11 protein-coding genes are annotated in these 9,583 nt (G+C 70.8%); 4 read left to right on the top strand and 7 right to left on the bottom strand.

The features are described 5' to 3' along the window. The coding region (locus CLV35_RS10940) for an IS110 family RNA-guided transposase (RefSeq protein ID WP_121193545.1) at positions 1-863 on the bottom strand (863 nt) is incomplete at its 3' end. A 1,439-nt stretch (positions 864-2,302) separates the two neighbouring features. On the opposite strand from CLV35_RS10940, the gene CLV35_RS10930 reads away from it, so the two are divergent. Continuing rightward, complete coding sequence (locus CLV35_RS10930) at positions 2,303-3,223, top strand: hypothetical protein (RefSeq protein WP_147431940.1); 921 nt, start codon at positions 2,303-2,305, stop codon at positions 3,221-3,223. 420 nt (positions 3,224-3,643) lie between these two features. Here the strand turns inward: CLV35_RS10930 and CLV35_RS10925 are convergent, their stop codons facing one another. Next, entirely contained in the window at positions 3,644-4,516 is an 873-nt protein-coding gene (locus tag CLV35_RS10925) for an NAD(P)H-binding protein (protein WP_121193464.1), read from the bottom strand. Positions 4,517-4,597: 81 nt separating this feature from the next. Here CLV35_RS10925 and CLV35_RS10920 point away from each other — a divergent pair, with 81 nt between their 5' ends. After that, the gene (locus tag CLV35_RS10920; RefSeq protein WP_121193463.1) at positions 4,598-5,308 is read left to right on the top strand and encodes a TetR/AcrR family transcriptional regulator; all 711 of its coding nucleotides are present in this window, start codon (positions 4,598-4,600) and stop codon (positions 5,306-5,308) included. Between the two features lie 17 nt (positions 5,309-5,325). On the opposite strand, the gene CLV35_RS10915 is transcribed toward CLV35_RS10920, so the two are convergent. After that, complete coding sequence (locus tag CLV35_RS10915) at positions 5,326-5,790, bottom strand: Lrp/AsnC family transcriptional regulator (protein ID WP_121193544.1); 465 nt, start codon at positions 5,788-5,790, stop codon at positions 5,326-5,328. A gap of 94 nt (positions 5,791-5,884) precedes the next feature. Here CLV35_RS10915 and CLV35_RS10910 point away from each other — a divergent pair, with 94 nt between their 5' ends. Then, complete coding sequence (locus CLV35_RS10910; protein ID WP_121193462.1) at positions 5,885-6,337, top strand: rhodanese-like domain-containing protein; 453 nt, start codon at positions 5,885-5,887, stop codon at positions 6,335-6,337. Positions 6,338-6,354: 17 nt separating this feature from the next. Here the strand turns inward: CLV35_RS10910 and CLV35_RS19730 are convergent, their stop codons facing one another. Beyond that, positions 6,355-6,777, bottom strand: coding sequence for a hypothetical protein (locus tag CLV35_RS19730; RefSeq protein WP_147431939.1), 423 nt, complete (start codon positions 6,775-6,777; stop codon positions 6,355-6,357). A 172-nt stretch (positions 6,778-6,949) separates the two neighbouring features. Here CLV35_RS19730 and CLV35_RS10900 point away from each other — a divergent pair, with 172 nt between their 5' ends. Beyond that, entirely contained in the window at positions 6,950-7,291 is a 342-nt protein-coding gene (locus tag CLV35_RS10900) for a YciI family protein (RefSeq protein ID WP_121193460.1), read from the top strand. A gap of 17 nt (positions 7,292-7,308) precedes the next feature. Here the strand turns inward: CLV35_RS10900 and CLV35_RS10895 are convergent, their stop codons facing one another. Genes CLV35_RS10895 through CLV35_RS10885 form a run of 3 tightly spaced genes read right to left on the bottom strand, consistent with a single transcriptional unit; the run spans position 7,309 to position 9,497 of the window. After that, positions 7,309-7,932, bottom strand: coding sequence for a histidine phosphatase family protein (locus CLV35_RS10895; RefSeq protein ID WP_121193459.1), 624 nt, complete (start codon positions 7,930-7,932; stop codon positions 7,309-7,311). 42 nt (positions 7,933-7,974) lie between these two features. Further along, positions 7,975-8,886, bottom strand: a complete 912-nt coding sequence (locus tag CLV35_RS10890) for an alpha/beta fold hydrolase (protein ID WP_121193458.1) — start codon at positions 8,884-8,886, stop codon at positions 7,975-7,977. Next, positions 8,883-9,497 carry a LysE family translocator gene (locus CLV35_RS10885; RefSeq protein WP_121193457.1) on the bottom strand — a complete coding sequence of 205 codons (615 nt, stop codon included), beginning with the start codon at positions 9,495-9,497 and terminating at the stop codon, positions 8,883-8,885. The genes CLV35_RS10890 and CLV35_RS10885 overlap by 4 nt, the downstream gene beginning before the upstream one ends. Between the last annotated feature and the right edge of the window lie 86 nt (positions 9,498-9,583).

Raw genomic sequence — 9,583 nt, 5'->3', positions numbered from 1 at the left:
TGCAGGACCCGGTTGATCCGCCGATTCCCGGCCCGGGAGAGCCGGTGTCGGGTCTGGTCACCCGACGAGGCGTCGATCGGGGCGGTGCCGTTCCACGAGGCGAAGTGCCCGCGGGTCGGGAACCGGGACACGTCGCCAACGTCGCCGAGCAGCCGCGCCGCGCCCGAGGGCCCGATCCCGTGCGGCTCGAGCAACCCGGAGCCGGTCGCCTCGACGAGCTCGGTGAGCTGCTTCTTCGCCGCCTTGATCTTCCGGTCGATGACCTCCAGCTCGCCGACGAGCTCGGAGGCGAGCTGTCGACGGGTCCTGCCGACCACGTCACGCGGGCGAACGCTGGCCAACAGCTCGCGTGCTTGTGCTGCGGACAGGGCCTTCTTCGCCCCACCGGCGATCAGTTCGGTAAGCAGCCGGTGCAGCCGGTTCACCGTCAAGGACCGTGCCGCGCCCAGTTCGTCGCGGCGATCAACCAGCAGCCGCAGAGCCACCGACGCATCATCGGCGACCACCTGGCGCAGCACGGGAGTGCGCAGCGCCACAACCGCCACGGAGTGCGCGTCGGTCGCGTCGGTCTTGCGGCCCTGCCCAGTGGAGAACACCCGCGCCCGCGCGGACAGCTTCGCCGGCACGTCCACCACGGGCTCGCCGTCGGCGACCAGACGTTGGGCGAGGTGCCGGCCCACGCCGTTGCAGCCCTCGACCGCCCACAGCCGCTCGGGCCAGCGCCGGCCCTCCCGCAACATCTGCTTGTAGCCCTCGCGATCAGTGCCGAACCTGCCGGTCGCGAGCACACGCTCACGCTCGTCGAGGACCTCGATCGTGGCGGACCGCTTGTGCGGGTCCATCCCGATGATCACTGCGCCCATCTCTGCCTCCACCCGCCGACCGGATCCTGTGGACGACGAGGGGGCAGCGCTACTTCGAGCAGGACAAACCCTTCTTGAGCCTCACCTCGTCACGGCGTCCGGCGGGACGCAGACCATGAGAGAGCCACACCAACGAGCCGTGGGCAGCCGCTATGAGAGCGACCCCGCCGTACACCTCGACCAGCCTCGCCAGGCTCAGGCCGTGAGTCCAGTACACAAGTAGCCGCCGAGCGCGCGGACGCGCATGCCTGCCGCCGGCCGCACACCGACGCAGTGTGCCGCACGTGCGGCGGCCGCGGTCAGACGCTCCCCGCGCGTTCTCGCCAAGGCGTCGGATGCCGGCTCAGGGCAGGCGCAACTTCGTGGCTGGCCCGGTAATGCGCGAGCCGTCGTTGTCGTACAGGACTGCGACGAGACCGTAGGTCCCGGCCCTCAAAGCGTCCCTGGTCAGGTCGGGGTGGCGGCGACCCACCGGACCAAACGGGCAGCCACGGAGGGCCACTGACGACTCGGTGGTGGCTTCATCGCTGCCCTCGAGGGTCGGGCCCCAACCTTCGGACGTGTGGCCGACGTCCCCGTGGTCGCGGCCGACTACGAAACCGTCCTTCACCAGCAAGACGGTGGCTCCGCCGGTCAGCACTGAGACGCGGCGCCCGTCACGGGAGCGAAGCCTGACCCGGACGTTGACTCGCTGGCCCGCCACTGGGGCGACCGGCGGTTGAACGGTGGCCACGATGTCTCGGCCCTTGGGCCCACTCGGATGCGGAGCTCGTCCACAAGTCGGGCCACCAGTTCGGACGTACCCAGCCAGCCACAACGGCGCGTTGTGTTCAGGGGCGACGACAGTCCCGACTGCGAGCCCTAGAGCCAACAGCCCAGCCACCCAGCCGGCGACTGCTCGAGCTCCGAGGCGCTTCGGTCTGTCGCTCGGCGGGCGAGAGGACACTGGTGCGGGCGCCGCCACGCTCGCACTGTAACCCCGCCCGGTGTGTTCTCGCGCCGGCGCGAAGATCGCGACCTCGAAAAGCCCGGCAGATCCGCTTAGCCAGAGCCTGCAGATGCACGCTCATGCCGCGGGGCGCGCGGGCGCGCGCAGCATGTCGCGAGGGCCGCGGCTGCGCGCCTGCCCGCTGGTCATGGGGGCGATGATCCTGAGCGACTTACTGCTGCAGCTCGTCGATCTACGAGGACAGCGAGCCCGTCTGACGACTTGAGCGGGGACGGAGTGGCATCCTCGTCTGACGCGGTTGACGGCAGCGCCGAACGAGGGAGCGACTCGTATGACCGAGCATCGGGACGGTCCGCGCCGCCTCAGCACGGCACCGTGGCGCGTGCGACTCGGAGTGCTCGGGGCGACTGTCGTTCTCGCTGCGTGCGGTACCCAGCATGCCGCAGGGTCGATGCCCTCCTCCTCACCTGCGGCAGGCAGCACTTCTGCAGTGCCTAACGGCTGGCAGCGCATTAGCTCGCGCGGCGTCGAGGTCGAGGTGCCCGCGTCCTGGCCGATCAACTCCTGGAGCGGATGCGAGCCAGCGCCTGAGGCCCTCGTAGTGCGCGGGCAGGGCGTCGTCGCCGGCTGCGGGAACGACTCCCCCGTCCACTCCCTCGTCACCATCGAGCGCGCCAGCGTGCCGCCAGACAGCAGCGTGCGGGCCTTCCAGCCGGGCGCCAAGCTCAGCACAGTGGCCGCCATGCTGGACGGAGTTCCGGCGCAGCGCCGCACATCCACCCTGCCTAACGGTCAGCGCCACGTCGAGCTCACCGTCCCCGGGCACGACGTCGCGCTCTCCGCAACTAGCTCGGACGATGTCTTGCTCGAGCAGATCCTGTCCAGCGTGCACCTTGTCGACGTGGACTCCGCAGGATGCGCGACCCGCTTGCCGACCCCGGCGCCCTGGGACGTTCGGCGGTCGGGTCCCGCGGTCGACCTGGCTGCCGAGGGCGCTCCCTCGTCCATGGCGGTCTGCGCCTACGAGCAGGACGGTATCGACTCTTCCCTCGACGCCACGCCCTCACCCGAGCCGACGCAAGCGTCCACAGCGACCCTGTCCGCCTCGAGTGTGCTCACCGGCGACGCGCTCACGCAGGCAGTCGCCGCCATCGACGACGCCGCCCCCGGCCCAGTCCCTGACCTGTCAGCCAGGGAGTGCCTCGCCGGTCCAGACCGCGCGCCACTGCTGTTGAGCGCTCACTACCCCAGTGGTGGAACCATGGACGTGCGGATCCGATACTCCACGTGCACCGACCGCTGGACCGCGACTCCGCACGGCACCTCTCAGGTGACCATGGCGCAACTCGCGGCGCTCCTTGGACCGCTGCACATCGGCTACGCCACCCTCGGATCGCTTCCCGGGCGATAGGGAAACCGTTAGCACCCCGGCGGACTCGCACACAGGACCCGCTCAATCGTCCGACCTAGGTGGGCATGCTCGAACAAGGAGGCCCGCTCATGCCGCCGTTCGCGCGATGGCACCACTGTGGCCCTGCTTCGTGAGCATCCCCTTGCAATGCGCCCCAGGCGCGCAGAGGAGCCGGCGGCCGGCGCCGCGATCCGGTAGATCCAGCCAGCTGAAAGGCGCAGCCCAGCTCGTCGTCCTGCGTGGCGAGACGCCCTGGATGCACTGCGGCTGTACGAGCGGTGCCGCGGAGCCGACAGTCCTCGAGCAGGACTGCCCGGCACAGCCCCGTCCGCCGTCGCCGAGGCGTGAAAGCCGTACTGCACCGCGGTGCTTCCCCTGCAAGCCCTGCCGGAGTCCCGGCGAACCGCCAGCTAGCGTCGGTCAGCCAGCAGCCCTCTGCTTTGCGTCGATCGCCTGCAGGGCGTCGCGTACGGTGCGCGGCGCACGGCCGAGCAGTTCGCCGAGCAGCGGGTCGACACCAGCGAACATTTCCTGGGCCGCCGCCTCGAAGATGCCCAGGGTGAAGCGCGCTTGCGGCTCAGGCGAGCCAGCGGCGACCAACCCTGACACCCACTCCTCGGGATCGACTACCACCGTCTCCACTGGCCGCGACGCAAGCTCCGCCGCGACGGCCGCCACCGCGACGAAGGTCGGCGCAGCAGCGGCAGTCAGAGTCACCGGCCCGTCGTGCGCACCCGGGGACAGAAGCACGAGGGCCGCTGCCTCCGCCTCGTCCTCTCGAGATGTCCAGGAGACAGGGCCGTCGCCCGGGATCACGATGCGGCCGGTCTCGCGCCACGGGCCGAGCAGCCACTCGAGGGTGTGGGCGTAGAAGCCGTTGCGCAGGGACGTCCAAGCGAGGCCGGACCCCGCCAGGAGTTCCTCGGTAGCGGCGTGGGTGCGGGCGGGCGCGAAGGGCGATGCTGGCGAAGCGCCCTGGTGGCTGGTGTAGAGCAGACGGCCGACGCCGGCTGCGACGGCCGCCTCGATCGCAGCCCGGTGCTGCTCGACCGGGTCCCCGACCACAGCGTTCGATGACACGAGCAGCAGCTGGTCCGCTCCCGCGAAGGCAGCGGGCAGACCACTCGGGTCGTCGTAGTCGCCATGCCGCACCTCCACCCCGCGGTCCGCGAAGCGCTGCGCCTTCCTCGGGTCGCGCGCGACGACGACGAGCTCCTCAGGATCGAGTCGCTCGAGCAGGTGGTCTGCAGTGGATCCGACGAGAGCGCCAGTGGCGCCAGTGAGCACGATCATGGAGTCCTCCGGTAGCGATGATAACGAGGCGACGTTAACAGCGAAATCACGGCGTTAGCAAGACCGCGGTAGCATCGATACGTGACCGAGACTCCGGTACGCCGTGCTGACACACGGGTGCGCATCGTCGAAGCGGCCGCTGAGCTGCTGCAGGAAGGCGGACCCGCCGCGGTGACCACGCGAGCGGCAGCCGAGGCGGCGGGCGTACAGGCCCCAGCGATCTACCGGCTGTTCGGCGACAAGGAAGGGCTGCTCGAAGCGGTGGCGGAGCACGTGCTCGCGACGTACGTCTCGAGCAAGGCGCAGGTGGTGCGCGATGCCACGGTTGCCGAGATCGATCCCCTCGATGACCTGCGTTCCGGTTGGGACACGCAGATCGCGTTCGAACTGGCCAACCCCGCCCTCCACCGGCTCCTGCACGATCCGCAGCGGGCGGGGCGCTCGCCCGCCATCCAGTCCGGCTTGCGGGTTCTCGAAGCACGCGTCCACCGGCTCGCGGTCGAGGGTCGCCTGGCGGTCAGCGAGCGGCAAGCTGTCGACGTCATAGCGGCTGCTGGTAGTGGCGCGGTGCAGGTGCTCCTCGCTGCCCCGCCGGACAAGCGGGACCTTGCGCTCGCCGACCGGATGTTCGACGCTGCCCTCAGTCAGGTCCTCGTCGAGCCTGTCGCGTCGGGGCCGGGCGGCACTCTGCCGGCCGCTGTCACCCTGCGCGCCGCAGCACCGCAGCTCGACGTGCTGACCACCTCCGAGCGCGCCCTCCTGGTGGAGTGGTTGGACCGCATCCTCGCCTAGGCCGCCGACTCGGCGGCCTACTCAGCGGCGGGTGCCAGGTTCCTGCGCGGCAGCGGGCTCGAGTAGACGACGTGGGTCGTGATGCTCCCGAGCGTCGCCAAGCGCCCGGTGATCCGCTCGAGGTCCTTCATCGACCGGGCGAGAGTCTTGACGATGAAGCACTCGTTGCCCGTCACGTGGTGCGCCTCGACGATCTCCGGCGTCGAGTCGAGCAGGTCGTGGAACGGCTTGTAGGTGCCGGACGGGTACGCGACGCGCACGAACGCCGTGATCTGGTAGCCGAGCGACTCCGGACTCAGGACCGCGCTGTAGCCGGTGATCACGCCAGCCTCCAACAGGCGCCGCAGACGCTCCGCTGTGGCGCTCGAGGACAGGCTGACGGTTCGGGCCAGGTCGGCGATGCTCATGCGTGCGTCGCGCTGGAGGCACTCGACGATGAGGCCGTCTGTGCGGTCGAGCGTCAGGCGGGGATTCGTCGGCACGACCGGCACCGTACAGGTCATTCGCCGGCCGCAGAGCGCACTTCCCGGCTGTTGCCGGTTCTCCGAGCGACAGAACCCCGCTTGACTGGTCCCCATGCCGAGCACTTCGACGCTTCCGACCCAGACTCCGACCACCCTCGCGGCGAGGGACTTCTTCGCCGCCAAGCTCGCCTACGAGACCGACCCGTCGGACCTGGCTGCGGACCGTGCCGCCGGGCGTGACCCGCTCGTCCTCGACGTGCGCTCCCACGCAGCGTGGGCGCAGGGTCGCATCCCCGGCGCCGTGCACGTACCGAACGACGAGCTCGCCGCTCGGGCAGCAGACGTCGTACCCACCCCGGACACCGCCGTCGTCGTCTACTGCTGGGGGCCGGGGTGCAACGGCAGCACTCGCGCCGCGCTCACGCTCACCCTGCTCGGCTACTCGAACGTCCGCGAGCTCATCGGCGGCTTCGAGTACTGGGCCCGTGAGGGGCTCGCAGTGGTAACCGACTCCGGTCGGGGGCGCCGCGCTCCCGACCCGCTCACGGCACCTGCGTCGTCCTGACCGCCGCGCGCTCCGGTTCAGAGCGCTTCGACGACCCACACATGACCACTGCTGTCGACGCGGAGGAGTCGGCGCTGCTCCCGTCTGCGCAGGGCCATCAGCAGCCAGACGACGAGCCAGAGGCCGCCGGTCAGGACTGTGAGCAGGAAGTGCGCGAGGTGGGACACCGGAGTCCGGGTCAGGAGGGTGATGCTGTCCTCGGTGGAGTCGAGGAGCAGCGCGCCGGCGAGCACTTCCTGCTCCCGCACCTGCTTGAGGAGGCGGCCCCGACGCTCGACGGGCAGCGGCGCGCCGACCAGCTCTGTCAGCGGCGGCGTCGATCGTTCCAGCGCAGCGCGCCTACGTCTTCTCGGTCGCTCACGTCTTCCCCCGTCCTGCCTGGGGCCACCGTACGACTGCTCCGGGGGCAGCACGGCGACCACGTGGCTGCGAACGCTCATGGCACCTCCCGTTCGGGCGCCCGGCACACACCCGCGGTTCCCTCGCTCCGGAGCAGGAGAAATGCCCTTGCACGGGCTGCTCACCGCTCTGCAGAGTGGCCCGAGGTCGAGCGCAGCGGGGGACTGACGGACCCGAGCGCTGGCCCCTCGTCCGCGGAAAGGGGACAGGCGCATGGCTCGGTTCTTCATCTCGTTCGACGACGGCGCGATGGACCACATACCCGACGAGGACTGGCCTCTCGTCGGTGAGGCGGCGCATGCCGTGGTGCGCGAGGCGCAGGCTGCCGGGGTCTGGGTCCTCGGAGCCGGCATCACCCGGCAGCGGTCGACAGTCGTGGCGCCCGACGGGACGGTCACGTCGGGGCCGGTGCCGGAGACGAAGGCCGTCGTCGGCGGCTTCTCGGTCGTCGACGTGCCGTCGCGCGACGACGCGGTCACCTGGGCGGCCAAGTTCGCCGCCGCCTGTCGGTGCGCGCAGGAGGTGCGGGAGGTTCTGGCCGACCCTGCGGGCTAGCGATGGTCGAGTGCGGTTCAGGTGGTGCGCAGCCGCACCGGGAGGTGCTCGACGTCAGCGACGCGCGCCACCAGCGTGTGCCGTGGTGCACGTCCAGGCGGACGACCACTCGGCCAGTGCCGCAGCTCGGTGATCGACGCGTGCCCTGTGTCCATCTCGCTCAGCCACGGCTGGTCCGCCGACAACCCGAAGGCCCAGCGCAGGGCCACGGCGAGCACCCCGTCGTGCGCCACTGCGACGACCCGCCCACCGGTCCGCGCCTCGGCCACCAACCGCTCCAGCGCCTCCTGCACACGACGGTGGAACTCGCCGAGGGACTCGCCGCCCTCCAAGCGGTCCTCCGCGCGCCACAGCGACCGGTCCTCACCACCGGCAGCCCGGTCCCAGCTCCACGACGGGCCGAAGCGGAACTCGGCCAGGTCCTCCACGACCCGAGGCGGCCGCCCGAGGGCGGCCGCGGTGTCGCGTGCGCGCAACGTGGCACTGCTGACGAGCAGGTCGTCATCGGTCAGGGCGACGGTCGGGCGAAGGAGAGCCGCCTGTTCGTGCCCGAGCGGCGTCAACGGCCCGTCGTCACCCTCGCGCACCTGCTGCGCGTGGCGCAGCAGCAGCAGCGTCACCGCGCCCTCGTCGTCCTCCATCGCACGATCGTCCCGCACTCCGGCGAGACCACGCTCTGCCTGCTAGGAGCTTGTCCTGAAAGCGTGCACGTCGACCACTGCACGCGCGAAGTCTGCCGGCGCCTCCTGGGGCAGGTCGTGCCCCGCGTCGACGAGGCGGTGGTCGAGCAGTGCGCTGAAGTGCGGCTCGTGGTCGCTCCGGGGCTGAGGCGGCGACACGGTGTCGTGCTCGCCGTCGAGGACGATGGTGGGCACGCCGATGACAGGTCGCTCGGCGATCCTGCGCTCCGTCCCGTCGTAGGCAGGGTCGCCCGCCACGAGGCCGTAGCGGTGCCGGTACGAGTGGACGACGACATCGACGAAGTCGGGGTTGTCGAACGCCGGCCGCGTCGTCTCGAAGTCCTCGTCGCTGAACCTCCAGGTGGGGGACCACTCCTCCCACAGCAGCCGGGCGAGCTCACCCCGGTAGCGGAGCAGTCCTTCGCGACCTCGCTCGCCGTGGAGGTAGTACTGGTACCAGTGCGGCCGCTCGTGCTGGGGCAGGGAGGGTGTCGCGGCGCCGGCAATGTCCTGCAGCAGGTAGCCGTTCCCGGTCACCAGGCCCGAGACGCGCTCCGGCCACAGGGCAGCCACCACGCACGCTGCACGACCGCCCCAGTCGTAGCCCGCGACGACCGGCGTCTCGAGTCCGAGAGCGCCGAGGAGCTCGAGCAGGTCGGAAGCCACCGCCGCCTGCTGGCCCGAGCGCATGGTGGCGTCGTCGACGAAGCGGGTGCCGGCGTACCCGCGCAGGGACGGCACCACGACGTTCGCTCCGGCGTCGGACAGGATCTCCGCCACCCGGTCGAAGCTGTGGGCGTCGTAGGGGAAGCCGTGCAGGAGCACCGCTGGCCACCCGTCCCGGCTGCCGCTGCAGCGGACCTCGACGTCGAGCACGCCCGCGCGGACGCTCAGCAGGTCTGGACCGGCGCTCACTCGCGGCCGGTCATCGCCAGCCGCGCGCCGAGAGCGACGAAGGAGACGGAGAAGACCTTGCGCACGCGGTCGACGAGCGCGGGGCGTTCGAGCAGGTGCGTACGCGTCGCGGCCGCGCACACGCCGTAGGCCGCGAACACGACGAACGTCAGGAGCATGAAGACCGCACTGAGACCCAGCATGTGCGACAGCGCATGGGGGCTGTCGGCAGGTACGAACTGGGGCAGGAACGCGAAGAAGAAGATGGTGAGCTTCGGGTTCAGCAGGTTGACGAGGACCGCGCGGGTGACCACCGTGCGAGCAGGGACCGGGCCGCTCGTCGACTGGACGGCCAGCACGCTGCTGTCGCGCCACGTCGACCAGGCCATCCAGATCAGGTAGCCGACGCCGAGGAACTTCACCGTCTCGAAGGCCAGGCCGCTCGCGCGGAGGAGCGCTGCCGTACCCGTCACGGCCGCCACGAGGTGCGGCAGCGTGCCGAGCGTGCACCCGGCGGCTGCGACGAGGCTCGCCCGCCGGCCGCGCGACAGGCCGGCCGCGATGGTGAACAGCGCACCTGTGCCAGGGGTGGCCACGATGATGAGCGAGGTCAGTACGAAGGTCACGCTCACGGTGCCCGCCTCGGGTGGGGAGTGGCTTGGCCGCGATACTGGTGCACGCGGTCGGCCCTCGGCAAGCGCGTTTGCGCGGGCAAGGT

This window comes from Motilibacter peucedani (assembly GCF_003634695.1).
Taxonomy (GTDB): domain Bacteria; phylum Actinomycetota; class Actinomycetes; order Motilibacterales; family Motilibacteraceae; genus Motilibacter; species Motilibacter peucedani.
Note: the sequence above shows the minus strand (reverse complement) of the source record. Positions and strands in the feature narration are given on the sequence as shown.

What these genes read in the sequence shown, in the direction of transcription:
- CLV35_RS10925 (WP_121193464.1), bottom strand. Translation starts at nt 4,516, where the DNA reads ATGATCGTGCTCACTGGCGCCACTGGCGCTCTCGTCGGATCCACTGCA.
- CLV35_RS10895 (WP_121193459.1), bottom strand. Translation starts at nt 7,932, where the DNA reads ATGGAGGACGACGAGGGCGCGGTGACGCTGCTGCTGCTGCGCCACGCG.
- CLV35_RS10900 (WP_121193460.1), top strand. Translation starts at nt 6,950, where the DNA reads ATGGCTCGGTTCTTCATCTCGTTCGACGACGGCGCGATGGACCACATA.
- CLV35_RS10910 (WP_121193462.1), top strand. Translation starts at nt 5,885, where the DNA reads ATGCCGAGCACTTCGACGCTTCCGACCCAGACTCCGACCACCCTCGCG.
- CLV35_RS19730 (WP_147431939.1), bottom strand. Translation starts at nt 6,777, where the DNA reads ATGAGCGTTCGCAGCCACGTGGTCGCCGTGCTGCCCCCGGAGCAGTCG.